Annotated in this window: 24 protein-coding genes; 16 read left to right on the top strand and 8 right to left on the bottom strand. The window is 63.8% G+C overall.

What is annotated here, in order from left to right:
• Positions 1 to 31 precede the first annotated feature (31 nt).
• The 7 genes from V2B23_RS03750 (at position 32) to V2B23_RS03780 (ending at position 11086) form a co-directional block, all read left to right on the top strand.
• On the top strand, positions 32 to 979 hold the full coding sequence (locus V2B23_RS03750; RefSeq protein WP_430949077.1) for a PAC2 family protein: 948 nt from the start codon (positions 32 to 34) through the stop codon (positions 977 to 979).
• A complete protein-coding gene (locus tag V2B23_RS03755; RefSeq protein WP_430949078.1) occupies positions 976 to 2157 on the top strand; it encodes an MFS transporter in 1182 nt (393 codons plus the stop codon). The genes V2B23_RS03750 and V2B23_RS03755 overlap by 4 nt, the downstream gene beginning before the upstream one ends.
• 148 nt (positions 2158 to 2305) lie before the next feature.
• Positions 2306 to 3391, top strand: coding sequence for a helix-turn-helix domain-containing protein (locus tag V2B23_RS03760; protein ID WP_430949079.1), 1086 nt, complete (start codon positions 2306 to 2308; stop codon positions 3389 to 3391).
• A 33-nt stretch (positions 3392 to 3424) separates the two neighbouring features.
• Positions 3425 to 4933 (top strand): TIGR02677 family protein, encoded by a 1509-nt coding sequence (locus V2B23_RS03765; protein ID WP_141485635.1) that lies wholly within the window; start codon positions 3425 to 3427, stop codon positions 4931 to 4933.
• Positions 4930 to 6360 (top strand): DUF2398 family protein, encoded by a 1431-nt coding sequence (locus V2B23_RS03770; protein WP_430949080.1) that lies wholly within the window; start codon positions 4930 to 4932, stop codon positions 6358 to 6360. Before V2B23_RS03765 ends, V2B23_RS03770 begins: the two co-directional genes overlap by 4 nt.
• Positions 6357 to 10532 (top strand): TIGR02680 family protein, encoded by a 4176-nt coding sequence (locus V2B23_RS03775; RefSeq protein ID WP_430949081.1) that lies wholly within the window; start codon positions 6357 to 6359, stop codon positions 10530 to 10532. Before V2B23_RS03770 ends, V2B23_RS03775 begins: the two co-directional genes overlap by 4 nt.
• A 149-nt stretch (positions 10533 to 10681) precedes the next feature.
• Positions 10682 to 11086 carry a hypothetical protein gene (locus tag V2B23_RS03780; protein ID WP_430949082.1) on the top strand — a complete coding sequence of 135 codons (405 nt, stop codon included), beginning with the start codon at positions 10682 to 10684 and terminating at the stop codon, positions 11084 to 11086.
• Positions 11087 to 11146: 60 nt separating this feature from the next.
• Here V2B23_RS03780 and mshC read toward each other — a convergent pair whose 3' ends face one another.
• Together mshC and V2B23_RS03790 are read right to left on the bottom strand one after the other, a co-directional pair.
• Positions 11147 to 12388, bottom strand: coding sequence for a cysteine--1-D-myo-inosityl 2-amino-2-deoxy-alpha-D-glucopyranoside ligase (mshC, locus tag V2B23_RS03785; protein ID WP_430949083.1), 1242 nt, complete (start codon positions 12386 to 12388; stop codon positions 11147 to 11149).
• A 10-nt stretch (positions 12389 to 12398) separates the two neighbouring features.
• Positions 12399 to 14531 (bottom strand): MMPL family transporter, encoded by a 2133-nt coding sequence (locus tag V2B23_RS03790; protein WP_430949084.1) that lies wholly within the window; start codon positions 14529 to 14531, stop codon positions 12399 to 12401.
• A gap of 72 nt (positions 14532 to 14603) precedes the next feature.
• Between V2B23_RS03790 and V2B23_RS03795 the strand changes: the two genes are divergently transcribed.
• Positions 14604 to 15062: a MarR family winged helix-turn-helix transcriptional regulator gene (locus V2B23_RS03795; protein ID WP_430949085.1), complete on the top strand. Its 459-nt coding sequence runs from the start codon at positions 14604 to 14606 to the stop codon at positions 15060 to 15062.
• On the opposite strand, the gene V2B23_RS03800 is transcribed toward V2B23_RS03795, so the two are convergent.
• From V2B23_RS03800 to V2B23_RS03815, 4 genes are read right to left on the bottom strand one after another with little or no spacing between them, the layout of a single operon-like run.
• Positions 15059 to 15865 carry an SCO1664 family protein gene (locus tag V2B23_RS03800; RefSeq protein WP_430949086.1) on the bottom strand — a complete coding sequence of 269 codons (807 nt, stop codon included), beginning with the start codon at positions 15863 to 15865 and terminating at the stop codon, positions 15059 to 15061. The genes V2B23_RS03795 and V2B23_RS03800 overlap by 4 nt on opposite strands.
• Positions 15866 to 15868: 3 nt before the next feature.
• The gene (locus V2B23_RS03805; protein WP_430949087.1) at positions 15869 to 16468 is read right to left on the bottom strand and encodes a DUF3090 domain-containing protein; all 600 of its coding nucleotides are present in this window, start codon (positions 16466 to 16468) and stop codon (positions 15869 to 15871) included.
• A 54-nt stretch (positions 16469 to 16522) separates the two neighbouring features.
• Entirely contained in the window at positions 16523 to 17218 is a 696-nt protein-coding gene (locus V2B23_RS03810) for a histidine phosphatase family protein (protein ID WP_430949088.1), read from the bottom strand.
• 58 nt (positions 17219 to 17276) lie between these two features.
• Positions 17277 to 18122, bottom strand: a complete 846-nt coding sequence (locus V2B23_RS03815; protein ID WP_430949089.1) for an undecaprenyl-diphosphate phosphatase — start codon at positions 18120 to 18122, stop codon at positions 17277 to 17279.
• A gap of 242 nt (positions 18123 to 18364) precedes the next feature.
• Here V2B23_RS03815 and V2B23_RS03820 point away from each other — a divergent pair, with 242 nt between their 5' ends.
• The 5 genes from V2B23_RS03820 (at position 18365) to V2B23_RS03840 (ending at position 23072) form a co-directional block, all read left to right on the top strand.
• Positions 18365 to 19300 (top strand): aldo/keto reductase, encoded by a 936-nt coding sequence (locus tag V2B23_RS03820; protein WP_430949090.1) that lies wholly within the window; start codon positions 18365 to 18367, stop codon positions 19298 to 19300.
• A gap of 94 nt (positions 19301 to 19394) precedes the next feature.
• A complete protein-coding gene (locus V2B23_RS03825; RefSeq protein ID WP_045067844.1) occupies positions 19395 to 20078 on the top strand; it encodes a heme oxygenase (biliverdin-producing) in 684 nt (227 codons plus the stop codon).
• Entirely contained in the window at positions 20075 to 21085 is a 1011-nt protein-coding gene (locus tag V2B23_RS03830) for a heme/hemin ABC transporter substrate-binding protein (RefSeq protein ID WP_430949091.1), read from the top strand. Before V2B23_RS03825 ends, V2B23_RS03830 begins: the two co-directional genes overlap by 4 nt.
• Positions 21082 to 22167 carry a FecCD family ABC transporter permease gene (locus V2B23_RS03835; RefSeq protein ID WP_430949092.1) on the top strand — a complete coding sequence of 362 codons (1086 nt, stop codon included), beginning with the start codon at positions 21082 to 21084 and terminating at the stop codon, positions 22165 to 22167. The genes V2B23_RS03830 and V2B23_RS03835 overlap by 4 nt, the downstream gene beginning before the upstream one ends.
• Entirely contained in the window at positions 22164 to 23072 is a 909-nt protein-coding gene (locus V2B23_RS03840) for a heme ABC transporter ATP-binding protein (protein WP_430949093.1), read from the top strand. The genes V2B23_RS03835 and V2B23_RS03840 overlap by 4 nt, the downstream gene beginning before the upstream one ends.
• Here the strand turns inward: V2B23_RS03840 and V2B23_RS03845 are convergent.
• Positions 23053 to 23454, bottom strand: a complete 402-nt coding sequence (locus tag V2B23_RS03845; RefSeq protein ID WP_430949094.1) for a hypothetical protein — start codon at positions 23452 to 23454, stop codon at positions 23053 to 23055. The two genes, V2B23_RS03840 and V2B23_RS03845, sit on opposite strands and share 20 nt — an antisense overlap.
• Positions 23455 to 23641: 187 nt before the next feature.
• Here V2B23_RS03845 and V2B23_RS03850 point away from each other — a divergent pair, with 187 nt between their 5' ends.
• Genes V2B23_RS03850 through V2B23_RS03860 form a run of 3 tightly spaced genes read left to right on the top strand, consistent with a single transcriptional unit; the run spans position 23642 to position 26054 of the window.
• Positions 23642 to 24667 carry a hypothetical protein gene (locus V2B23_RS03850; protein WP_430949095.1) on the top strand — a complete coding sequence of 342 codons (1026 nt, stop codon included), beginning with the start codon at positions 23642 to 23644 and terminating at the stop codon, positions 24665 to 24667.
• 2 nt (positions 24668 to 24669) lie between these two features.
• Positions 24670 to 24939, top strand: a complete 270-nt coding sequence (locus V2B23_RS03855; RefSeq protein WP_033231923.1) for a DUF5703 family protein — start codon at positions 24670 to 24672, stop codon at positions 24937 to 24939.
• 44 nt (positions 24940 to 24983) lie between these two features.
• On the top strand, positions 24984 to 26054 hold the full coding sequence (locus tag V2B23_RS03860; protein ID WP_430949096.1) for a quinone-dependent dihydroorotate dehydrogenase: 1071 nt from the start codon (positions 24984 to 24986) through the stop codon (positions 26052 to 26054).
• 51 nt (positions 26055 to 26105) lie between these two features.
• On the opposite strand, the gene V2B23_RS03865 is transcribed toward V2B23_RS03860, so the two are convergent.
• Positions 26106 to 26642, bottom strand: a complete 537-nt coding sequence (locus tag V2B23_RS03865) for a YbhB/YbcL family Raf kinase inhibitor-like protein (RefSeq protein WP_430949097.1) — start codon at positions 26640 to 26642, stop codon at positions 26106 to 26108.
• Between the last annotated feature and the right edge of the window lie 2 nt (positions 26643 to 26644).

The raw sequence follows: 26644 nt of genomic DNA on the forward strand, positions 1-26644 counted from the left end.
CCCCCCGATGCTCTGGCCGTAGGCTGGGTGCGTGAGTCCAAGTGAGTTCCCCGTCACTCCCGACGGCCCGGTTGATTTTGATGATTCCGCGGCCTTCGAGAGCCCCGATCGCCCGCAGGGCGATATCCCCGTGCTCCGCGATCCCATTCTCGTGGCAGCCTTCGAAGGCTGGAACGACGCAGGTGACGCGGCCAGCGGCGCCATCGAGCACCTAGAACTGATCTGGGATGCCCAACCGCTCGCGGAACTCGATTCAGAGGACTATTACGACTACCAGGTCAACCGCCCGACCGTCCGACAGGTCGACGGCGTCACCCGAGAAATCGTGTGGCCTGCCACACGTTTGTCCGTCTGCTCACCCCCCGGCAGCGAGAGCGACATCGTTCTGCTTCACGGTATCGAGCCGAACATGCGGTGGCGAAGCTTCTGCGAGGATCTTCTCGAGCTGATCGACCAACTGAACGTCAAAACGGTCGTCATCCTCGGCGCACTTCTCGCGGACACACCACACACTCGCCCGGTACCGGTGACCGGAACCGCATACAGCAGTGAATCCGCAACTCGATTCAACCTCGAGCAGACTCGCTACGAAGGCCCCACCGGTATCACCGGAGTTCTCCAGGACGAGTGCGTCCGCGCCGGCGTTCCAGCCATCTCGTTCTGGGCGGCAGTGCCGCACTACGTGTCTCAACCTCCCAACCCCAAGGCCACGGTGGCACTGCTGCAGCGCGTCGAAGACGTCCTCGACATCGAGGTTCCCCTGGGCGAGCTCCCCGCTCAATCCGAGGACTGGGAGGAAGCGGTCAACGAAATGACTGCCGACGACGAGGAAATCGGCGAATACGTACGCACTTTGGAAGAGCGCGGCGACGCTGAGACGGACATCACAGAAGCAATCGCCAAGATCGACGGCGACGCGATCGCTGCCGAATTCGAGCGTTACCTACGGCGACGAGGCCCCGGTAGCTTCGGGCTGTGAGCAACACTTCTCCTGACGAAAACACGCACAACCCCAGACCGTTTCGCCTTCGCCTCCAGTTGATCGCGCTGTACGCCGGCGGGTTTCTCGGCCCGTTCGGCGGCGGCGTGGTGGCGTCCGTTCTCCCCGAAATCGGCGACGATCTGGGGGTCGGGGCGTCTGCGGCCGCGTCGTCGCTCACTGCCTACCTCCTGCCGTTTGCGGCGTTGATGCTGGTGTCGGGAACTCTCGGCTCGCGGTGGGGCAAGGTACGGACCGTCCGCATCGCGTATGGCGTGTACGTGGTTGCGTCGTTGGCATGCTTCCTGGCTCCGACGCTGGAAATCTTCCTGGCTGCCCGGGTCCTGCAAGGAAGCGCCAATGCGTTCACAACTCCCCTCTTGCTTGCATCGTTGGCGGCAGCGACGCCGCAGGCCCGCCTCGGCCGCGCACTGGGCGCCTTCGGTGCGTTTCAGGCCGCAGGTCAGTCGTCCGCTCCCCTGATCGGCGGCCTCGCAGCCGAATTCGATTGGCGCCTGGCGTTTCTCGTCATCGCCGTTGTGGCCGGAGTTTTGGGCGGCGTCGGCTTACCCAAAACCACAGCGCCTCCGCCTGCCGCGCCCGCCCGACTCCGCGACGCACTGCGCCCGGAAGTGCTTCGGATCGGCGTTGTCGCCCTCCTCGGCTGGGGCGCACTCGGCGGCCTGAGCTTCCTCCTGGCCTTCCGATTCGAGGACGAGTTCGGTCTCTCGCCCACAGCCCGCGGTCTGATGCTGACGCTGTTCGGGTTGGCCGGCATCATCGCCGCCCGCCGAGCGGGAATCCTGATCGACCGTATCGGCGCGCGGAAGGCCGTGACCATCGGCGCAATCAGCGGCGCAATCCTTGTTGCAGTCGTAGGACTCGCGTCCGCCATTCCAGCCATCGCGATCGCGTGGTTCGTTGCGGGTGTGTCCAGCCAATTTGTACTTGTCGGTGTCAATGCAGCGGTGCTCGGCTCGCAGGGTCCGAATCGCGGCGGCGCGGTATCCGTCGTCCAGGCAATGCGCTTCGGCGGCGCGGCGCTCGCTCCCCTGGCTCTCACACCGATTTACGACGCGTCGTCCATTGCAAGTTTCCTGATACCAGCCGCTCTCCTGGCTGTAGTGGCGCCGCTGATCATGCCTCGGCAGAAACCGTCGAATACCGCGTCGGCGTAACCCCCTGTGTCGAGGAATTTTCGGATCTTTTTGCTTACTGGGGTGCGCTGACGTTGTGAATTGGGTTCGTTGTTACGGACTAAACCAGGGCCTAATATTCGGAAAATTTGGTGTTTCCGTCAACGACTGATATTGATACAATGGAACAATGAGCGAATCCGAGTCGGAACCCGAGCGCCCCATCGACATTTTTCGGCGATCGGTGGCGATCATCGAAGAAAATCTGCCCGCCACCTGGTCACTGTCGACGCAGCGCTCCCCCGACTTGTCCGAGGCACCCCTTCGCCTCGACCTGCGCTCCCCTGACGGGTCGGTAGCGAAGTTCGGCGTCTACGCCGCGCATGGTGTTCTCAGCAGTGACGTTCCCGGCATCGCCGACCGCTTCCCCACCGGGCAAACCGGGTTCGTCTGCGCCAAATATCTGTCCGAACCGGTGCGTCGCCAGCTCGACGCCCATGCACTCTCCTACGCCGATGCGACGGGCAACGTCTCACTCACCGCCGATCGCCCTGCCGTCTGGGTGCGAGGCAGGGGTGCCGACGCCGATCCGTGGCGCGGTCCCGGCCGGCCGTCAGGCCAGCTCGCCGGCGATCCGTCGGCGCGGGTCGTGCGGGCGCTCGCAGATTTTGCTCCGCCCCTGGCGATCACCGCTCTGGTCCGTTTGGCCGGCGCGTCAACCGGCGCAACATACCGAGTGGTGCAAACTCTCGCCGATCGGGAATTGGTGACCCGACTCCCCCGCGGCGGGATCGCGGACGTCAACTGGCAGAAAATGCTCCGGGAGTGGGCACAGGAATCCGTCGCCAAAGCTCCCACCCCGCACGGCTTTCACGCTCCGGACGGACTCGAGGCGCTCTTCGATCAGCTCCGCCAACTCAGCGGACACATCTATGCGGGTACGGCATCCGTCGCTGCCGCACCGTTCGCCCAGTACGCACCCACTGTGCGGGCTCATTTCCACGCCGACAACGTCGACCAGTTTGCCGACGCGTTGGGCCTGCGGCGCGTCGAGACCGGCGCCGATGTGTGGGTCACCGCTCCCCTGTCACCGTCGGTGTTCGACCGAATTCTCACCCGCGACGGCATCCGGATCGTGTCGCCGAGTCAGGCCTACGCCGATCTTCTGGTCGGTCCGGATGCCGACGAAGCAGCGGCCGATCACCTCATGGGCTGGATGATCGAGAACGAATCGCAGTGGCGACGCGCCGCCTCCCCAGCCAAGGATCGACCGTAGGGAAATTCGGACTGCACTCTCGCCTACGCTGTCATGGTGAATGAAACGCATATCGCGGGCGTAGCGACGGCGTACGCGGATACCCATCGACTGAAATTGTTTTCGTTCACGGTCGCCGAGAAGCGCGCCGAGTACCTGTGGGTGCTTCGCGCATTCGACCACGCCCGCGCCAATTACACAGTCCTGCTCCATGCGGGGACGGTCGCTCAGATCCTCGAGAAGATCGGTGGCTCGGATCCCGCCGCTCAGCTGTCGTCGACCGAGATTGCGCCCCTGCTGGATCAGTTGCACGTGTGGGAAATTCTCGAACGCAGCTACGACGGCACACGCGCCGCGTCGTTGGCCGAGTATCGGAACCGCCATTTTGTGTACCAGTTCGGCCAGGCCGGGTATCAGGTGTACCGGTCCGTCGAGGACGTTCTTGCCGCCAGGCTCGACAATTCGTCCCTCTCACGACTGGCGTTGGCGGACCTTCTGGCCGACATGTCGGAACTGGCCGAAGCGAATCGAACGGCAGACGGCGACCTCATCTTCCGCAAACTCAAACGCCTCGACTCGACACTGTCCGACATGGCCGATCGTGCCGCGCACTTCTATCTCACGCTCGGCGATCTGGTTCGGACGACGGAAGTCACGCCGCAGGCATTCCTGAACCACAAGGACGCCCTGCTGACGCACATGCGCGAATTCAGCTCCGACCTCGCGCGGTACGCCCCGAAACTCAAGGAAGCCATCGAGCACGTCGAATCGACGGGTGTCGACCGGATGATCCGGCTCGCCGCCGCCAGCGACGAGCGAGTGTTCGTGCCGATCGGCGAACGCGAAGACGACTGGATGGCCCGCTGGCGCGGCTTGACCGCGTGGTTCGTCTCCGCCGAGACCGGAATCAGTGAGTCCGAGCGACTGCGCGAAGGCACCATGAGCGCGATTGCCGCAGTGCTCGCCCTGTTGCGCCGCGTCACGGAAACCCGTCGAGGCGGGGTCAGCCGCGAAAGTCAGTTGCGCCATCTCGCCGGGTGGTTTGCCGCCACACCGTCCGAAGACGCGGCTCATGCACTGTTCCAGGCCGTGTTCGACCTCGGCCGCCCGCGCCACCTGTCGATGGTCCACCCGGACGCCGACATCATCTCGCATCACCGATCCTGGTGGGAGGCACCGCCCGTCGAGATCGCCCGCACTCTGGCGGAAACAGGGCGCCCGCCGTCGCCCGGCCTGCCCAGCAAGGTCGCCCGCAACGACGGCAGCATCCGGCGACTACGCGAAGAACAGCTCGCAGCGCAGCGAACCCGCAGTGCCGCAGCACAATCCCTGGCCACCAACGGTGTGTACCAACGTGAGCTCAACGAGCAGGAGACCGAAGTTTTGCTGAGTTTGCTCAATGCCGCACTCACGGCCCGCGTGCCGGTAGTCGGCCGCGTCAAGAGTTCCACCGGCAGCGAGAACGGGGTGAAATTGACGCTGAGCCCGTCGGATGGTTCCACCACCATCACCACCGCGCGTGGCCGGATGCACCTCGACGGCATCGAGGTCAGCGTTCGATGAGAGCTCGCGAGATCACTCCCCTTGCGCTCGATTCGTATCAACGCGCAGCCCGGGTCATCCTGTCGAATCACCTGGTCACCACGTCGTATCCGGATCGTGCGGCGTTGCCACTGCTGCGCCGGTGGGCCACCGAACTGCGAGATGACCTCCTCGACCTCTTCGGCTACCGCCTCGAGGTCACCGAGACAACGGCCCGGTTGTTCACCGTCTCCGATCGTCTCAATCCGTCGGCACCCGCCCAGACGGCAACCGAGCGCACGTTCGACCGCACCCGCTACTCGTACCTGGCACTGTGCCTCGCCGCCCTGGGCCGCGTTGGCAACCAGATCACGTTGTCGGAGTTGGCAGATCACGTGGCCGCCGACGCCGCACAGGTGGACGGTGTCGAACTGTCCACCGCTCGCGGCGCCGATCGCGACGCGTTTGTCGACGCCGTCGGCTGGCTCGGCGTGCGCGGCGCCATCGCACTCGCCGACGGCGACGCAAACGGCTGGGCATCCAATCCCGAAGCGGGAGAGGCGCTCTACGACATCGACCGGTCCGTCGTCGTGGCACTGTTCCGCCCGCCGCGCGCTCTGCAGCACCTACATTCCATTCGCGGACTCCTCGCTGCGGAAACATCCCAGGCGGCCGAGGAAGACGGAGTTCCCGTGGACGCCAAGGCAATCGGGCGGCGAGTGCGTCGGGCTCTCGTCGAACGCCCGGTGGTGTTGGCCGGTGAACTCGATCAGCATGAACTGATTGCGTTGGCCCAGCCCAAAACCGCGTCCGACGTCGAAATGCTGACCGGACTCGTTGCCGAGCGCCGGGCCGAGGGAATCGCGATGATCGACCCCACCGGGCGCCTGTCGGACGTGCGTTTTCCCAGTACCGGCACGATTGCCCAGGTCGCACTGCTGCTGGCCGGGGAGATCGCCGATCGGATTCTCGACGTGGATGCCCCGGAACTGCCGAAACTCCCGCTCCCCCTCGAGTCTGACGACCACCTCATCGAGCAACTCGATGCGGCAATCCCCGAGGCCGGAATCTTCGAGGATCTTGCCGACGAGGATGCCGAACCGGTCGAACCTGGCTCGGAGCCTGCCGATCCCGAAGAACCGGCGACGTATCCCCTGATCGACGACGCGTGGCTGGCGGACAAGATCACCGAACTGGTGGATCAGTTCGGCCGAACGTTTGCGGCGCAGTGGCAGGCGGATCACAACGGACTGCGTAAACAGTCACTCGGCCTGCTGCAGCGACTGCGCCTGACCCACGCGGTACCCGGCGGAGTGCTCGTTCTGCCTGTACTCGCGCGCTACCGCGACGTTGTGGTCAATGTCCGTGAACGCGACCCCCTCATCGATTTTGCAGTCGACAACTCCGCACCCGAGCCCAGTTCCGAATTTTCCGGCAGCACAGAAGAACCAGAGGTAGAAAACGCATGAACAGCGCCCGTTTCCGACCTACCCGGGCCGGCATCATCAACCTCTGGGATTACCGCGACCAGGAATTCTCCTTCGCCGACGGCCGCCTGGTCCTGCGCGGACCCAACGGCTCCGGCAAGACCAAGGCCCTCGAGGTGCTGTTCCCGTTCGTCTTCGACGGCCGCATCGAACCGCGTCGCCTCAATCCGTTTGCCGGCGAAGAACGCACCATGAAATCGAACCTGCTCTACCGCGGGCAGGACACCGCACACTCGTACGTGTGGATGGAGTTCTGCCGGGGCTCACTCGACGACCCCGAAGCCGTCACCGTCGGCATCGGCATGCGTGCGAGCCGCACCAACGACAAGGTCACACGCTGGTACTTCGTCGCCGACGGCCGAGTGGGTGTCGACTTCTCGCTGATCGGCGCCGACGATCGCCCGCTGACAAAAAAGCAGTTGGCCGAGCAACTGGGCAGTGACGCGATCACAGACCGTCCCCTCGACTACCGCACGGCCATCGACGCGCGCATGTTCGGCCTCGGCGTGCAGCGTTACGACCAGCTGATCAACCTGATCCTGACGCTGCGCCGTCCGCAGCTGGCGAAGAACCTCGACCCCAAGGGTCTTTCGCAGGCACTCACCGACGGACTGCGCCCCCTCGACGATCAATTGGTGCTCGAAGCTGCCCGCTCGTTCAGCGACATGGAAGAAGTGGGCCGCGCGCTCGAAGGGCTGGCCGCTGCCGACGGCGCCGCACAGACTTTCATCGGCGTCTACACCAAGTATCTGCGTCAACAGTCGCGTGGTGAGATCGAACAGGTCGGCGCTCGCCTGGCTGCGGTCACCAAAGGTGTTGCCGCCATGGACGAATCAGCTGTTGCCCAGTTGCGGAGCCGAGAAGCCCGCGCCGCCGCCGAAGAACGATTCAACGCCGCCGAACAGGCACTTGATCACGCCCGCGCCAATGTCGAAGCGCTGCAACGCTCCAGCGCGTACGAAGGCAAGCAGCAGCTCGACGATCTCGCACAGGCCGTGGCAACTCTGAAACTGTCCACCGAGCAGCAGGCCGACAAGTCACGCAAGGCGCAGGCAACATTGGCGCAGCGCGGCGACGAAGCCGAGAAGGCCACCGCGTCCGTACGCCGCGGCGCCGAGGCACTCTCGCGCGCCGAGGACGAACTGCGCGTCGCGGCCGAAGACGCCGGTATCGTCTGGACATCGCTGCCCGACGGTTCCCGCAGCGATCAGATCACCGCGGCCGTACGCGGCCACGCCGAAGAGCGCGACGGTGACGTCCGTGTTGTACGCGCCGCCCTCGCAACCGTCGAGAAGGCCACCACCGAGCGGACCCGCGCGGAGAACTCGTCGCGTCGCGGCCAGGAACTGCTGGAATCCGCCAAAGCGGCGGTACTCGAGGGCGAAGCCGCCGTCGAACTGGCTCGCAGTGAATGTGCGACCGGCCTTCGCTCGTGGTGGACCGGGCATTCGGAGCGCTACGCCGCTGCCGGCGCCGATACCTCGCTGTTCGAGGCGCTGGACGGTGCACTGTCGGCAGTCGGTGACGAAGACGCTCCGACATTGGCGGCCGTGCTCGCCGAACACACCGAGGCCGGAATCGAATCCTTGCGAGAGCGTCGGCGCAGTGCGGAAGCCGATATCTCAGCCGCCCGCGCCTCCGTCACTGCACTGAAAGCAGAACGCACAGCCGTCTCGGCCGAGCACGACGACGCTCCGCCCGCATTCCATGCCCGCACCGACAGCCGCAAGGACCTGCCGGGTGCTCCCTTCTGGAGCCTGGTGCGATTCGCGGAGTCTGTCGAACCCGACGTTGCGACGGGGATCGAATCCGCGCTGCAAGCGGCAAACATGTTGGACGGCTGGGTAGTCCCCGGCGATGCGCTTCCCGAGTTTGTCAGTGAGCAATTCCTCACGTCGCTCCCGGAAAAGCAGCGACCGAAGGGACGCACCCTCGCCGATGTCCTGGAGGTCGAAGGGAACTCCGACGTCCCCGACGCACAGGTCCAGGGAATTCTCGCCTCGATCAGCCTGGTCGAGAACGCGGACACCACCACCGCCGCAGTTGCAATCGGCGTCGACGGCCGATTCTGGCAGGGCGTGGTCCACGGACGGCACGTCAAGACCGACGCCGAGTACATCGGTACAACGGCCCGTGCGCGTCGTCGCGCTGCCCGGATCGCCGAAATCGACGTAGCCCTCGACGAACTGGCCACGGCAATCGACACGGGCACAGCGCTCGTGGCACAGACAAACGAGCAGTTGGCTCAACTTGCCGCGGCCGCAAAGGAACTCCCCAAGACCGGCTCGATTCTGCGCGCGCTCAAAGCTGTCGCCGAATCAGCGGGCGCACTGCGCACACGATCCGAGGCAACAGACAGCGCGCAGCGCGAACTCGACGCGGCGATAGCGGATCTCGCGGCCAAGGAAAAGCAACTGCGTGCAACTGCGTCGACGCATCGCACCCCGCACGTCGGCCGGGAACTCGACTCGTTGGCGGCGGCGATCCGTCACTTCGAGAAGCAAGGCGACGTGGCCCTGCGATGCCGACGCGAACACGCCAAAGAGGTGGAACTCGAACGCGAATCGATCGACCGCCTCGACGAGTCGCGCACCAACGCCGAGGAATTTGCCGAAGAAGCGGCCATCGCGGAGGAGAGCCTGCTCCAGCAGGTCCAACGCCTGGAAACCCTGCGCGACACCCTCGGCGCGAGTGCCGAGCAGATCGATCTCGACCTCGCCAAGGCGCGCGCCAAGATCGAGGAATGCAAAGTCGATCAGCGCGCCGCCCGTAAGGCCTACGACGCGGCCGTGCTCCACATCGGTACCGCGGAGGGCGCATACAACACCGCCGTCGAAACCTTGCGTCACACTCTCACCGAAACGCGCAGCGACGCAGAGCAACTCGCGCCGTACGCACGACCCGATCTGCTCGAGCTGCTCGGCATCACCGAACCACTGAGCTGGCCCGCCAGTTCCGCGGCGTGGATGAGCCCCGATCAACTCGTCTACAGAATCCAGAACGAGGACCGGACCGACGACGCCCCGCACCCGCCGGTACTCCCCGAAGACGTGGACAAGCTGTACCGGGCACTCGACGCGGCCACCTCGACGGTGCGCGTCACCGACGGCGCCCGCAAGGCGACCCGCACGGCCCTGACATCCGCGCTGCAGGAATTCGACGCCCAACTCGCCGCCGCCGGCCAGGACTACCGCCTGCAGTGGGACGCACCGGACGGGCTCACCGTCGTCCGCGTACAGGACGAGCAGGGGCACTCCTCGATCGGCGAGTTCGCAACCCGGATCCACGAAGCTCGCGGCGATCAGGAACAGTTGCTCACCGAATCCGAGCGGCGCATTCTCGAAGATGCCCTGCTCACCGGACTGGCCCAACAGATCCACGAGCGTACCGTCGACGCCCGCGAACTCATCGCGCAAATGGGCACCGAGATGCGCGAGCGGCACATGTCGTCCGGCAACACCATCGGCGTCCACTGGGTTCTGGCCGACAACCTCGACGACAGCTCCCGCGCCATCTCCAAACTGCTCGATCGAGACGCGTCGGCGCTGGGTGTGGACGAGTTGGCGACACTGCGCGCACATTTCGCGACGCAGATTCGCACTGCCAGAGCAGCGCATCCCGAGCGGTCGTACCCGGAGATCCTGTCGTCGGCGCTCGACTACCGGCAGTGGCGGTTCTTCTCCTTCACCCTCATCAGCGGCGAAGGCAAAGAAGACCGACTCACCGTCGCCCGGCACAGCGCCCTCTCCGGCGGCGAGCAGTCGGTGTCACTGCATCTGCCTCTCTTCGCGGCAGCGCACGTCATGCTCGATTCGGCCGATCCACACGCGCCGCGGCTACTCGCACTCGACGAGGCATTTGCCGGCGTCGACGACAACGGTCGAAGCGAGTTGTTGGGATTGAGCGTCCAGTTCGACCTCGACCTCTTCATGACCGGGTACGACCTCTGGATCACGTACGCCGACGTCCCGGGGTGCGCGCACTACGACCTGGCTCACTCGACAGCAGAACAAGCCGTCAGCGCTGCGCTGCTGGTGTGGTCGAACGGTGAACTGCTCGCCGAGCACGACGGAACGGACTTGGCGCGGGCGCTCGGGTCGCCTCTGCGCCGGCGGGTACCCACCCCAGCCGAGGGTGCGCTCGATTACGCCTAGTGCTGTGTGCCTTTGTTAACCGCCCGTGGTTGACAAAGGCACACAGTATGCCGCAGGTCGGTCTATCGGAATGGGAATCACCCGGGTTGGGTACCACCGCACAACCCGCGAATTTCATCCATGGGCCGAACCTTGCGAGCGGAGACGATATGAAGAAAACCACCGCAACAATCATGATCGCGGGCGCAGTCTCGATGATGTGCGCCTGCGGAAACGACGACGGTGAACAGAACCAGGGCAACGGTCACGCCACCAGTCAAGAAACCATGCGAATGCCCGCCGGTACCGCTACGGGCGATATGAGCACTGTTGATCAGGGAAAACTGACTGCATTTGTTGTTGCATTTCGCACCCGCTACCCGGATCTTTCACAGGATCGAGACGATGCGGACATCAAAGAGATCGTCCTCGACACGTGCGACGACATCGCCGAGGGCGCCTCGGAGCAACAGGTCAGCGACGAAATCCGCGATCAGGCCGAACACAACGGCGTTGTCCCAACCCAAGCCCAAGTAGACGAGATCTACGACATGGTCACGCCGGCCTGCCCGTGAGAGTTTGCTGTGCGCCTTTGGTTAACCGCCCGCGGTTGGCAAAGGCGCACAGCACATACTTCAGCGCAGCGAAATCCCCAACAGAGCGTCTACGGCATCGGCGAACTCGCCCGGTGCCTGTGCGTCGGATCCGCCACCTTCGAGTGCGCGACGCGCCCAACCGTCGAGAGCGTCCAAAGCCTTCGGGGTGTCGAGGTCGTCGGCGAGATGCTGACGCAACCGTGCGACCGTGTCGGTTACGGACGCAGCCGAACTCAGGGCCGCTGCCTCGCGCCAGACCTTCAGCCGAGCCTGGGCATCTTCGAGGACCTGTTCGGTCCAGGCCCGGTCCTGGCGGTAATGACCGGAGAGCAGTCCGAGACGGATCGCTGCCGGGTCAACGCCTTCGCCACGAAGCTTCGAGACGAACACAAGGTTGCCGCGACTCTTCGACATTTTCTCGCCGTCCAGACCGATCATGCCGGTGTGAACGTAGTGACGTGCGAAACGACGGTCACCCGTGGCACATTCGGCGTGCGCTGCCGAGAACTCGTGGTGCGGGAAGATGAGGTCGCTGCCGCCGCCCTGGACGTCGAAGCCGGATCCGATGCGGTTGAGTGCGATGGCCGCGCACTCGATGTGCCAGCCGGGACGCCCCGGACCGAACGGTGACGGCCAGGACGGCTCACCCGGCCGCACGGCCCGCCACACCAGTGCGTCGAGCGGATTGCGCTTGCCGGCGCGATCCGGATCGCCGCCGCGCTCGGCGAAGAACTTCTCCATGGTCTCGCGGTCGTAACCGGACTCGTACCCGAACTGCTCGGTGGCGTCGGCCCGGAAGTAGACGTCGGGGAACTCGGCGTCGTCGACGATGTATGCCGCGCCGGATGCGACGAACTTCTCGACAAGTTCGACAACTTCGTTGATCGATTCGACGGCACCGATGTAGTCCTTGGGAGGAATCACGCGCAGTGCTTCCATGTCTTCGCGGAAGAGCGCTGTCTCGCGCATTCCGAGAACAACCCAGTCTTCACCGTCGCGGTTGGCGCGTTCGAAGAGCGGGTCGTCCACGTCGGTCACGTTTTGGACGTAGTGAACGTCGTGTCCGGCGTCGCGCCAGATGCGGTTCACGAGGTCGAAGGTGAGGTACGTCGCGGCGTGCCCGAGGTGGGTGGCGTCGTACGGTGTGATGCCACAGACGTACATCGTGGCGGTCTTCCCGGGGGTGACTGGACGAACCTGACGGTCGGCTGTGTCGTACAGCCGCAACGGCGGCCCCTGACCGGGTACGGACGGGAGTGCGGTATCGGACCAAGACTGCATACCGGCGAGCCTAGTGGAGACTGGTCGAGGGCTCGGAAGGTGCTGGCTGATCTGGTGTCGGTTCCGGGGTCGACGCCAGCTTGCTCGGCCACCAAATCTTCTGGCCGATGTCGTACGTCAACGCCGGGACCAGCAGTGATCGGACAATCAACGCGTCGAGCAGTACACCGAACGCAACGATGAAGGCGATCTGCGCGAGGAACAACAGCGGAATCACAGCCAACGCCGAGAAGGTTGCTGCCAGAACAACTCCGGCCGACGTGATGACGCCGCCGGTGACGGTCAGTCCCCGAAGCGCGCCTGCCCGCGTGCCGATCTTCTGCGCCTCTTCCCGAACCCTGGTCATCAGGAAGATGTTGTAGTCGATCCCGAGTGCGACGAGGAACACGAACGCGAACAACGGCACCACCGGATCTGCACCGGGGAACCCGAAGACATGCTCGAATACGAGCGACGAAATACCCAGTGTCGCAGCAAAAGAGAGCACGACAGTACCCATCAGCAGCAGCGGCGCAAGAAGTGATCTCAGCAACAGCGCGAGGATCGCGAAGACCACGAGCACTACCACCGGGATGATCAGCGTGCGGTCGCGTGTCGACGTGGTCTTGGTGTCGAGATCCGTTGCGGTCACACCACCGACCAAGGCGTTGGCCCCCTCGACGGAGTGCACTGAATCACGTAGTCGCACAATCGTGTTTTCGGCCTCGATCGAATCAGCGGCATCGGTCAGCGTCGCCTCGAGCGAGACCCGGCCGTCGACGACGAGCGGCGCTCCCCCGTTCTGAACAACAGTGACGTCGCTGACACCCTCGACTCGACTTGCCGCGACAACAGCATCCATCTGGTCCGCATCAGCGATCACAATTGCCGGGGAACCCGATCCGGCGTCGAAGTGGTCACCGAGAATCTCCTGGCCCGCAACCGAGTCCACCTCGAGCAGAAAGACGTCAGACGACGCCACTCCGCTGGCCTTGAACTGCGGCATCATCAGCGCGAAGATCACCAGAACCAGCGTCGACGCCACCCAGAAGCGGCGCGGATGCCGGCCGATGCGAGCGGCAAGTCCGGCCCAGAAACGGTGGTCGTTCGCCTCGTCGTGGTGGGCGACGTCGGCGTCGAACTTCGGGGTGGTCGGCCAGTACGCGCGACGGCCGAACAAAACGAGAATGGCCGGCAGGAAAGTCATCGATGCGAGGAACGACGCGGCGATGCCGATGGCAGCGACCGGTCCCAGTCCGCGGTTCGAGTTCAGATCCGACAGCAGCAGGCACAGAACGCCCGCGATCACGGTGCCCGCGGACGCCGCGACGGGTTCCAGCGTGGCACGCCACGCCACCCGCATCGCCGCGTATTTGTCCTGCTCGATGCGCAGTTCCTCCCGGTAGCGTGAGACCAGAAGCAGCGCATAGTCTGTCGCGGCGCCGAACACCAGGATGAACAAAATGCCCTGGCTCTGACCGTTCAACGCGATGATGTCGGCGTCGGCCAGCGCGTACACCAACAGACTCGACAAGCCGAGCGCAAAGACCGCCGAGAAAATGACGACGAACGGCAGGATCGGACTGCGATACACCACGATCAAGATCAGAATCACCACTGATCCGGCGACCAGCAACAAGAGACCGTCGATGCCGGCAAAAGCTGCGGACAAATCGGCGACCTGACCGGCCGGACCGGTCACGAGTACGGTCAGTCCCTCAGGAGCGGATTCGAGCGCGGCACGCAGTTCCTTCACCGAAGTCTTGACCTCGACTGTGCTGTCGATCGGGAGGAACAGCTGCAACGCCTGACCGTCTGCCGACGGAATCGCGGGCGAGCTCGCGTCACCGAATCCTTCGGTTCCGACAAACTCTGCGACCGTGTCCGTCAGGAAGGCACTGTCGCCACCCTGCAACCCACCCGATCGTTCTGCGACGACAATCGCCGGAACAAATCGAGTGTCGGTGAAACCTTCCTGGAGCTTGCCGACCTCGGTCGCTTCCGCCGATGCGGGCAGGAACGACGTATTGTCGTTCTGCTGCACTGTGCTCAGTTTTCCGGCAAACGGCCCACCGAAACCGCCGATCGCCAACCAGCCGATTACCAGCAGAGCTGGCACAATCCATCTGAGGCGACGACGCGTACTCGTGGGTGGTGTGCTCACGGTTTCTCCAGAGTTCGGCTTGGCTGGTGCGTAGTGGTCCCCTATTTTGTTCAGTAAGCTGAACAATTGCAAATGGAAGGCAGGAGAGTGGCCGAGGACGGGCTCGAAAACTGGCCGACAGGCCGCTTGTTGTCCACTGCGGCGCGCCTCGTCGAACACTCGTGGGAGCAGGTTCTGCGCAGCCAGGACATGACGCACGCCGGGCTGATCGTCCTGCACTCCATCGCCACATCCCCCGCGTCTCAGCGAGACATCGCCAAAACGGCTCGGGTGACCGATCAGACGATGAGTCGGACCGTTGATCGCCTCGAGCGTGCGGGATACGTCACCCGAGACACCGATCCACGCGACGAACGACGACGCGTCATAGCCATCACAGCGTCCGGCCAGTCGACCTACGAACGCCTACTCGAACTCGAAAAGGACGAAGCCGCCCTGGCCTTCGGCGGCGGAGATGTGTCGGAATTGCGCGAACAGCTACTTCGGCTGGTTCGATCCCCGGAACTCAATCCCAAGCACAACGAAAACTAGAACGCCGGCCACGGGATCGTTCGATGCCCGTTCGGCACAGGCATCACTGCCGACAACGTCAACTCGCGCGCCCGCTGAGCTAGCGCCGCAATTTCCTCGTCCGTAACCAGTTCCGACAGCTCGTCACCGAAACTGCCGTCGACAGTTGCCGCGAATTCCGCGACATCCGCGATCAACGGCCCGGGAACTTGTCGGCCGGCCCATCCCCACAGGACAGTGCGTAGTTTGTTGTCCGTGTGCATGCAGATGCCGTGATCGACGCCGTACACGGAGCCGTCGATCCCTTCGAGTGCATGACCACCTTTGCGATCCGCGTTGTTGATGAGGACATCGAGCACTGCCATTCGCTGAAGCCGCGGATCATCGGCGTGAATGAGCGCAACCGGTTCCCCCGCAGAATCGAACGCCTGAAGAACCTCGAACCATCCTGACGGGACATTGTCCGGGCTGCAGAGATCGACAATGTCCGGCATACCGAGCATGTCAGCGTGGCGGTCGACAGTGTCGATCCACTTCTGCACCATTCCTGGACCAAAAGGTCCGTCGCGCAACACGGTTCGTGGGATGACACCCCACCCCAGCGCCTCCGACACCCGATACGACGCCACTTCGCGCCCCGCCAGGGTGCCGTCCGGGAAGTCCCACAACGGACGCTCGCCACGCACTGGCTTGTAGACGACCCGCATCGACTCGTCGCCGAGAACGGCGTCGCACACCAAAGTTGCGTTGCTGGCAGTGGTGATCTGACCGATCACCGTCAGCTCGCCTTCGAGCTGGACGTCAGTACCGGGCGACCTCGACACCGCTCAGTCCTCGTCGGTATCGGCGTCGTCGATCGCGAATCCGAAGGAATCACCGCGGCGATATCCGTTGGTCCGGACGCAGATATGTCCGTCCGGAGCGAGAGGTTCGCCGCACAGCGGACATGGCGCACGGCCGGCGGCAATCACTCGCTCGGATCGCAATGAAAATTCGCGCGCCTGCTCCGGCGTCAAGAACACGCGGACCGCGTCGGGTCCGTCGTCCGAATCGTCGAGCACTACCGACTCGTCGAACTCGGTCTCGCTGACTGCGAGAAGTTCCACCACAACGGCGCCGGCATCTGCGTCCCAGCCCAAACCCATCGTCCCGACCCGGAATTCGGCGTCGAGCGGAGTAACCAGCGGACTCAGATCGGTTATGTCACCGGCCTCGGGCGGAACGTCGGTGCCAAAACGGCGGTGCACCTCTTCGAGAAGTAGACCCATCCGATCGGCAAGTACCTGAACCTGCTGCTTTTCGAGCAGCACGCTCACGACTCGGGCCTCGTGCACGGCTTGGAGATAAAAAGACCTGTCACCGGGTTCTCCCACGGTCCCTGCGACAAATCGGTCAGGGGTGCGAAATACGTGAATCGCGCGCGACATTGCACCTCCTCGAATTCGAGCGGAACTTCCCTGGGTACCCATTATCCGTCACGATCACACTCCGACCTCGCCGCCAGGCACGGATTCCTGTTCGGGAGCGGAGCCGTTGGTTGACGCCTTGGCCTGACCGATCGCTGCCAGCGCGTCTCCGGTGTCGTTGACTCGCAGCACGAAGGGCGAGGTGGTGGAGTATCGGATCACACTCATCGACGCCGGTTCGGCAACGATGCGCTGGAACGAGTCGAGATGCATCGCGTACGCGTCTGCCAGTACGGACTTGATGACGTCGCCGTGTGTGCAGGCAATCCAGACGACGTCCTTTCCGTGCTCCTCGGCGAGCCTTCTGTCGTGTTCACGAATCGCGGCAACCGCCCGCGCCTGCACTTGAGCCAGACCTTCACCATCGGGGAAGACTGCTCCTGAAGCGTGGCGCTGCACTACCTTCCACAACGGTTCCTCGAGCAAGTCCTTGAGGGGCCGACCTGTCCATTGGCCGTAGTCCACCTCGACGAGGCGTTCCTCGACGACGGGAGTCAATCCACGGTCCTCGGCGATGGGACCCACGGTCTGTTCACATCGCAGCAGCGGGGACCGCACGATCTCGGCGATGTCGAGACCCACCAACCTGTCGACGACGGCCGCAGCCTGTTTCCGGCCGTGATCGTCGAGTTCGATGCCCGGCGTGCGACCGGCAAGTGTGTGGGCCGTGTTGGACGTCGACCGCCCGTGCCGCAGAAGGACAACTGTCATGCCATAACCCTAATGGGGCGGGGCAGAGCGCGGCGGGCGGTCGACGTCGAAACCGGCGTTATGTCGCGGATACAACCCCTGTGGCCAGCAACGCAAGGACGACTACGCCGAGAGCGATTCTGTAGCCGACAAACCAGTACATCGAATGATTGACCACAAACTTGAGCAACCACGCGATGGCCGCATAGCCGACCGCAAACGCGATCACCGTCGCGACGAGCAACTGTGGGCCACTGGCGTTCAATCCCTCACCCGCAGGTTCGAAGGCATCGGGAAGGCTGAAAAGTCCCGACGCGAGCACTGCCGGGATTGCCAGCAGGAACGAATACCGTGCGGCGGCCTCACGCGTCAGTCCGAGAAACAGACCGGCACTGATGGTTCCACCCGAACGCGACACACCGGGGATGAGGGCAAGCGCCTGCGCCGAACCCATGATGATGCCGTCACGCGCTGTGAGGGATTCGATGGGTCGGGACTTACGTCCGTAGTACTCGGCGGCTGCGATCACGAGCGCAAACACGATCAGCATCGTGGCGATCAACCACAAATTTCGTGCGCCGGTACGGATTTGGTCCTTGAACAGGAACCCGAGAATACCGACGGGGATGGTGCCGATGATGACGTACCAGCCCATCCGGTAGTCGAGGTCGCCGCGATGCTCGGCGTGGAACAACCCTCGGAACCACGCGGTGACGATCCTCACGATGTCGCGCGCAAAATAGATCAGAACCGCAAGTTCGGTGCCGAGCTGAGTGACCGCGGTGAATGACGCACCGGCGTCACTTCCGAAGAAGATCTCGGAGACGATCCGCAGATGCCCCGACGACGAGACGGGAAGAAATTCGGTCAATCCCTGCACGAGTCCCAGGACCATGGCCTGTAGCCATGTCATCGCCTCACCCATCAGAGAACCGCCCCGACTGTCTGGAACTGCACTGATTCGAATGGGATTACTACACAACAGTTTCGTGGGGCGAGTTCACTTTTCACTGGCGTCACGCTACCGGTGCGCCTCCAGACCTGCCGAGTCCGGCACGCTGATGCCCGAATCCCCCGAGTTCGGTCGGGTGACCACTAGTCTGCACGTGGTGAGAACTCCCGGGTGCGACGCACGCTCTCGGGTCGGGCGTGAGATGGACGGCATTGATGAAACACAGATCAGTCGGAACGAGCGGACTTCGGGTGTCGCGACTTGGACTCGGCACGCTCACCTGGGGACGCGACACCGACGGGGACGAGGCCGCCGCACAACTTCTGGCTTTTGCGGAAGCCGGCGGAACCCTGGTGGACAGCTCCCCCGCGTACGGTGACGGCGCGGCGCAACGACTCCTCTCCGAACTTCTCGACGACGTCGTCCCCCGCGACGAACTGATCGTCAGCTCGAGCGCCGGGATCAATCCCAACCCGATCGGTACGGATCGCGTCGACTGCTCGCGGCGAGGCCTGCTCCGCCAATTGGACGCAACGCTGCGCGAACTCGGCACCGACTACCTCGACATGTGGCAAGTCGCGACCTGGGATCCGCTGACCCCGGTCGACGAGGTCGCTGCAACTCTCGACTACGCGGTCTCGAGCGGCAAAGTGCGCTACGTCGGCGTGCGCGGCTACCTCGGGTGGCAGTTGGCTACCGCCGTCGGCGCTTGTGGCACAACATCTCTCACCGCCACTCAGGCGGAATACTCGCTCTTGGCGCGAGGCGTCGAAGAGGAATTGTTTGCGGCCGCATCACACCACGGCGTCGGAGTCTTTGCTGCTGTCCCCCTCGCCGGCGGCGTCCTCACCGGTAAATACCGGGGCGGGATTCCCGTCGATTCCCGCGGCGCCGACGATGCTCATTCCCACCACGTGCAGAGCTACCTCACGGATTCGTCGGTGCGGGTTGTCGACGCAGTCGTTACAGCTGCAGACGGTCTGGGTACCTCACCGTTGGCTGTTGCTCTCGCCTGGGCTCGCGATCGCCCGGGAGTTGCCAGCGCCGTCGTCGGCACTCGGGATCTCGCGCAGCTGACTGGTGTGCTGGTAGCCGAGGAGTTGGAGTTGCCTGCGGCGATCGCTGCGGCACTCGACGACGTGAGCGCGTAACTTGCGGTCTCACTTGACGAAATACCCGAATTACCCATTTAGCGAGGGCAGGCTAACCTAGTAGATAACACGTTCCTTAGCTAGAGGAGAACCTATGACCACGCTTGACGTAGACCACAGTCCCGCCGACGCGTCGGCGTTCTCCGAGCGCATCAAGGCGGAGACCGATGCAGCGCACCGCGAAACCGAGCAGTCACGGTTTGTCGGCGCTCTGCTCGGCGGCGAACTGACCACCGCCGGATACGCGGCACTACTGGGACAGACGTACCTGGTCTACACAAGCCTCGAAGAAGCCGGCCGTGCACATGCGGACAACGCTCTGGTCAACCCGTTCCTCTCCGACGATCTCCTCCGTGTCGCAGCGCTCGAAGCCGATCTCGAGTTCCTCAGCGGACCGAACTGGCGTGAGAGCCTCGAGGCCCTGCCCGCAACGCAGCGTTACGTAGCGCGTTTGCAGGAAGTTGCCTTCGACTCGCCGGCCGACTTCGTCGCGCACCACTACCTCCGGTACATGGGCGATCTGTCCGGCGGCCAGATCATCCGCCGCATGCTCGAGCGTGCGTACGGTTTCGAGACCGACGGCCTACGTTTCTACATCTTCGACGGCATCCCCAAGCCCAAGCCGTTCAAGGACGCGTACCGCGCAAATCTCGACGCACTCTCGATTTCTCCCGAAGACCAGCAGAAGTTCATCGACGAGGTCAACCTGGCCTACCGCCTCAACGGTGACCTGTTTGCCGACCTCGAGGGCAACATCGAGAGCTACCTCGTCAAATGAGCAAGCGGTGGGCCGCTGCAGCACTGGTTGCGGTTGCCGGTTTCGGATTGGTCGCATGTGGGTCGGCGGCCGACGACGGGGGCGGCTCAACGCAGGCCCGCACTGCGGTACTCGAGGATTCCAGCCCCACGCCGGTAAGTGAAAATCCCGTTGCCGCGTTGCCCACCACTGTCACCGGCTTCGACGGCGTCCCCGTCACGATCACCGACAACAGTCGAATCATCGCTGCCGACAGGTACGGAACCTTTGCCGCAACCACCGTCGCACTCGGACTCGGGGACAACCTGGTCGGGCGTGACACGTCCGCCAAATTCCCGGCTGTCGAAGACGTACCGGTTGTGACGGTGGGCGGTTCGTCGCTCAGCGCCGAAGCGATCCTCGATCTCAACCCGACTGTCGTTCTCACCGATACCAGCATCGGCCCACAGAGTGTGCAGGAACAACTGCGGGCGGCCGGGATTCCGGTTGTCTTCTTCGATCCCACCCGCACTCTCGAAGGTGTCCCGGCACAAATCCAGGCAGTCGCCGACGCCCTCGGTGTAGCCGACCAGGGCAAGGCCTTGGTCAACCGGACCGAAGGTGAAATCGCCGCTGCGCGGGACCTGGTCCCCGATGACAGAGATCCCCTGAAGATCGCGTTCCTCTACCTCCGAGGGTCGGCGATCACCATGATCGGCGGTGACGGATCCGGAGCCGATTCGCTCATCGAGGCACTCGGCGCCGTCGACGCCGGGACAGCATCGGGCATCACTCAGAAATTTGCTCCCATCACCAGCGAAGCACTCATTGCGGCAGCGCCCGACGCGTTGTTGATGATGACCGACGGTCTCGCGTCCATCGGCGGGATCGACGGTCTCGAGAAGATCCCGGGCATCGCGCAGACCCCGGCCGGAAAGAACCAGCGAGTCGTCGACATGGAAGACGGCGTGCTGCTCAGCTTCGGCCCCAACACTGGGCGAGTGATGCAATCGCTCGCCGAAGCAATCTACGGACCCGCTGATTCGTGAGTACAGAAACAGATAAAGCAGTCGAGAAATCGGCACCTCGACCGACATCGCGCTCACGGGTGAGCGGGGTGTTGATCGGACTCAGCGCCGCATTGGTGATCGTCGCCGTGCTCTCCGCGTGTATCGGTCAGGTGCCGACCTCGCCGTTCGAGGTCCTCGGCAGCATCATGCATCGCATCGGCCTGGACATCGGCCCGATGCCCGCCCACCCCAGCGGTGAAGTGACGCTCTGGGAAGTACGGTTCCCCCGCGTCGTTCTGGCCATCTGCGTCGGTGCAGCTCTCGGGTGTTCCGGCGCCCTGCTTCAAGGCGTCTTTGCCAATCCGCTGGCCGAACCCGGTGTGATCGGCGTGTCCTCGGGCGCAGCGGTAGGCGCCAGCGCGGTCATCGTGGTCGGCGGCAATTTCGTCGCAGGCTGGGCCATTGCCGCAGCCGCGTTTGTCTGCGGACTCCTGACCACGGCAATCGTGTACCTGTTCGCGCGACACGAAGGCCGCACCGAGGTAGTCACCTTGGTCCTGACCGGTGTGGCAGTGAATGCGTTTGCCGGCGGTCTCATCGCATTCTTCACCTTCATCGCCAGCCCGTCGGCACGTGATCAGATCGTGTTCTGGCAACTCGGCAGCCTCAACGGCGCGACGTGGAATTCGGTAATGGTCGTTGCCCCGATGGCCGTCGCCGGTATCGCAGCGACCATGGCCATCGCATCACGCCTCGATCTCCTTGCTCTCGGCGAACATGCCGCCAGGCACTTGGGTGTCAACGTCGAGCGGCTGCGGCAGCTGGCGGTCCTGATCGTTGCGCTGTTGGTGTCGGCGAGCGTTGCCTTCACCGGCATCATCTTGTTTGTCGGACTGGTTGTCCCCCACCTCATGCGCATCGTCGTCGGTCCGGGCCATCGCGCGCTCATCCCGGCAAGCGCACTCACCGGCGCGTTGGTTCTCCTGCTTGCCGACCTCGGATCCCGGTCCCTGATCGACAACGCCGACCTTCCACTCGGCATGCTCACGGCACTGGTCGGCGGACCCTTCTTCTTCTGGCTCCTCCGACGCACCCGTTCACAGCAAGGTGGGTGGGCATGAGCAGCATCGCCCGGAACTGGCGCGAACTGTTCGGACGAACGCCGCCCGAACCGTCGATTCCGCAGAGCGGTGACATCACGCTGCAAGCGCGGAGCATCACCGTCGAACGAGGTGGCAGGAACATCCTCGAAGACGTCAGCGTCGAGGTTCGCGCCGGCGAAGTAGTTGTTCTCGTCGGGCCGAACGGCGCAGGAAAGTCGACGCTCCTCGCGGCGCTGTCGGGCGATCAGCCCGTCGTCGCCGGCCGCGTCGACGTCGACGGAACCGACTTGAATCACTGGACACCGTTGGACATGGCCAGGCGACGCGCCGTACTCCCCCAGAAACACACCATCGGCTTCTCGTTCACCGCGACGCAGGTCGTCACAATGGGCCGAGCGCCGTGGGCCGGCACCGCCCGCGAGGATCGCGACGGCGACGCTATCGCTGCGGCAATGAAAACCTGTGACGTCGAAGCTTTTGCCCATCGCCCGTTTGCCGCGCTGTCCGGCGGCGAACAGGCCCGGGTAGCTCTCGCCCGCGTTCTGGCGCAGGAAACGTCCACGGTTCTGCTCGACGAGCCCACGGCCGCACTTGATCTCGGGCATCAGGAAGCCGTCATGTCCGTTGCGCGCAGCCGCGCCGCCGACGGTAACGCCGTCGTTGTCGTTCTCCACGATCTGGCGTTGGCCGCCGCCTACGCGGACCGAATAGTCGTCCTCGAGAACGGCCGCATCGCCGCCGACGGTCCACCTGCGTCGGTTCTACGTGAGGATCTGCTCACCCGCGTCTACGGCTATCCCGTGGAGGTGTTCGCCCACCCCCGGAGCGGCGCGACGCTGGTGATACCGCGGCGCGATTCCCGCAGCACGCAGGATCAGCAAGCCGGCGTCAACGAACGGAATCTCAACGAACGGAATCAATGATCGAACCGAGCCGATCGAGCACTCCGCGCAACGTGGTCACACCGGAACCACGAGCCGGAGAATGTGATGAATCCGACTCGGCGGAATGTACTGCGTCTCGCACCACAGCAGAAATGCTGCGTTCATCGGTCAGGTCGATATCGGTCACCGAACGATTGGCCGTGGCGATCACGTCGTCAGAACTCGGCACGGTGCGCTCGCAATAATCGCGATACACCTCGACATACAGCACACTCTTGCGGACCCGAAACGCGAAAGTTCGCCCCTCCGACCTGCCAAAACCGTGGGCATAGGGGCCTACCGAGATATCTTCGATCTCGAAATCGCCGAAAGATCCGCTTGGTCGTTCCGCAGCGGATTCGGTGGGTTCGACAGGAATCACAGTGATCTCCTCGAGGATTACCGCGTGGGCGGAAATCCGTATTTGTACGGTATCGCGTGCGAACAGCAGACGGAATGACCGTTGCACTCCGATGCAATGAAAACCGATTCGCAGCAATCAGGGATGATCGAGTGCAGGCGCGTTCCGCTGAAACACCGTCTCGAGTAGAAAACGAGGATTCAACACCATGACTCGCATTGGGCTCCGCACCACCACAGCAGCGATGGGGGCGGCGTTGATGCTGGTGACAGGATGTTCTTCCGAAAGTGACGGCACCAAGCTCCAGACAATTGATCCGGCAACCGCCGTAGTGTCGCCTGCCACGACAGATTCGCTGGACGGCGTCGTTCATCCGTATTCGGGTCGAATCGATTCCATCACATTTGATCCGGTTACGCGCAACGTAGTTCTCGTATCGCAGGATCCGTCCGCCGTTCGGATCGTCGCGGCCGACGACGTCGAGTCGGTGGGCGCGGCTGCGGCCGGCCGCGACATCAGCATCGACGGCAACATCCGGGACGTGTCGATCGCGTCCGACGGAAACGCATTGCTGTCCATGGACAACCAGGTTGTGAAGCTGAATCTGACCTCCGGCGAACAGACGTCCTTCCCCTCCCCTGATCCGGCCAACTCCGCCGTCGAACTGCCCGACGGCCGCATCGCGATCGGAACCGAGCGAGGCACAGTTCACGTTGTCGATCCGGGTTCTGATACGTCACAAACAATTTCGGGCCTTGCATCGGTCGACGAACTTGCCGTCACCGGCGACAACCTGAGCGCCCTCGATCATCGTCAGACCTCACTGACGGACATCAACCTCGACGAAGACCGACTCGGATCAGCGCTGCGCGCCGGAGAAGGTGCGACGCACCTCGTGACCGACCATTTCGGTCGCATTCTCGTCACCGACACCACCGGCGACGAACTGTTGGTCTTCACCGCCGATTCGCTTATCCTGCGCCAGCGATTCCCGGTCGGCGATTCGCCGTACGCAGTGGCATACGACGAGACCGCCGACCGTGTATGGGTGAGTTTGACCGGGACCAACGAAGTTGTCGGACTCGACCTCTCCTCAGGAATCCCCGTAGAAACGAACCGATTCAACACCGTTCGTCAGCCCAACTCCCTCGCGGTCGATTCGAGCACCGGAACCCTCGTCGTCGGTTCCGCAACCGGGGGCGGCGTGCAGGTCATCCCCACACGGAACGGCTGACGATGCAGCGGCACAACGGTGGATCGCCACATCTGCGACGCACTCCGTCACCACAGTGGGACATGTCCGACGACGTGTTCGACTATCTGCCGCTGCAACTACCACCTCACGTCTCACGAGTGACGGCGTCGATGCGCCTGGCCATTTCCGCGGAGTTCGGCGGTTGGGAACTCTCGCAGGTGCGGCTCTACCCCGACGGCAGCCGCCGGGTCCTTCTGCGGCGCAAGAAGACCCCGTTGCACGTGGACAACCCGGACGGCATTGCTCACTGAGCCGCCCGTTTCATCGAAGATCTCACCAGACAAGCAGGAGAATCGTGTACCAACTGCTCTTGAGCCTGATGTTCCGGCTACCCCCGGAACGCATCCACCACCTGGCCTTCACCGCGATGAAACTGGTGACCCGGTTTGCACCGATCCGGTGGCTCGTGGCGAAGGTTCTTGTTCTCGACGATCCCGTGCTGCGCAGCCAGGCATTCGGACTGACATTTCCCGCCCCACTCGGTTTGGCCGCAGGCTTCGACAAGGATGCAACCGGCGTCGACGCCTGGGGTCCGCTCGGTTTCGGATTCGCGGAAATCGGCACCGTCACCGCGCAGGCTCAGCCCGGCAATCCGCAGCCACGACTTTTCCGCCTGCCGGCCGACCGAGCGCTGATCAACCGGATGGGATTCAACAATCACGGCGCCGGACATGCCGCGAACTTCCTCCGTCAGCGCCGAGTCACCGTGCCGATCGGCGCGAACATCGGCAAGACCAAGATCATCGACGCCGCGGACGCGCCCGCCGATTACACTGCCAGCGCCCAATTGCTCGGGCCGCTCGCCGATTTCATGGTCGTCAATGTCAGCTCACCGAACACCCCCGGCCTGCGTGACCTGCAAGCCGTCGAGTCGCTGCGCCCACTCTTGCAGGCCGTACTCGATACGGTCCATATCCCGGTGCTGGTGAAGATCGCGCCTGATCTGTCCGACGAGGACGTCGACGCCGTCGCAGACCTGGCAATCGAACTCGGGTTGGCCGGCATCGTGGCCACGAACACCACGATTCGCCGTGACGGTTTGAAAACCCCGGACGCGGAGGTAGCCGCGATCGGCGCCGGTGGACTCTCCGGAGCTCCCGTCGCGGACCGTTCACTCGAGGTACTTCGCCGGCTCTACGCGCGGGTTGGCGACAAGCTCACCATCATCTCTGTCGGCGGTATCGAAACAGCCGATCAGGCGTGGGAGCGGATTCTTGCGGGTGCAACGTTGGTGCAGGGCTACACCGGCTTCATCTACGGCGGCCCATTCTGGGCGCGCAGCATTCACAAGGGAATCGCGAAGCGCGTTCGCGCGGCAGGCTTCTCGTCGATCAGCCAAGCCGTCGGGGCGGAAAACCCGCGCTAACTGCTGTGCGCCTTTGTCAACCGCGGGCGGTTGACAAAGGCGCACAGTGCGTTACGCGACCTCGAACGTACCGGTCAGCGTTGCACGCGCAATTGCGTGCTGGAACACGTTGAACCCGAGAAACGCCGGCGAAGAATCAGCCGTGACTCCGTCGAGCTTGTCCACGTCGAGCGCGTGCACCGCGACGATGTAGCGATGCGGTCCGTGTCCGGGAGGCGGGCCCGCACCGATGAAGCCGAAACCGCCGCCGTCGTGGCGCAGCGTCACGGTGCCCGCGGGAAGGTCAGTGCTGTCCGCACTACCGATACCGGCAGGCAGTTCAGTGACCGAAGCCGGAATGTTCGCCACGGCCCAATGCCAGAATCCCGACGCCGTCGGAGCATCAGGATCGAACACGGTGACCACAAAGCTCTTCGTCTCAGCGGGGAAACCCGACCAGGAGAGCTGCGGCGAGATGTCCTGCCCGCCGGGGACGCCGAAAGCGCCACTCGCCTGCGCAAGTTTCAGCGGCTCTCCGGCAGTGATGTCATCACTGGTCAGCTCGAAGCTCGGGAGCTTCGGCAATGGTTCGTACGGATCGTAAGCCATGC

The sequence above is a fragment of the Rhodococcus sp. 24CO genome (assembly GCF_050586165.1).
Taxonomy (GTDB): domain Bacteria; phylum Actinomycetota; class Actinomycetes; order Mycobacteriales; family Mycobacteriaceae; genus Rhodococcus_F.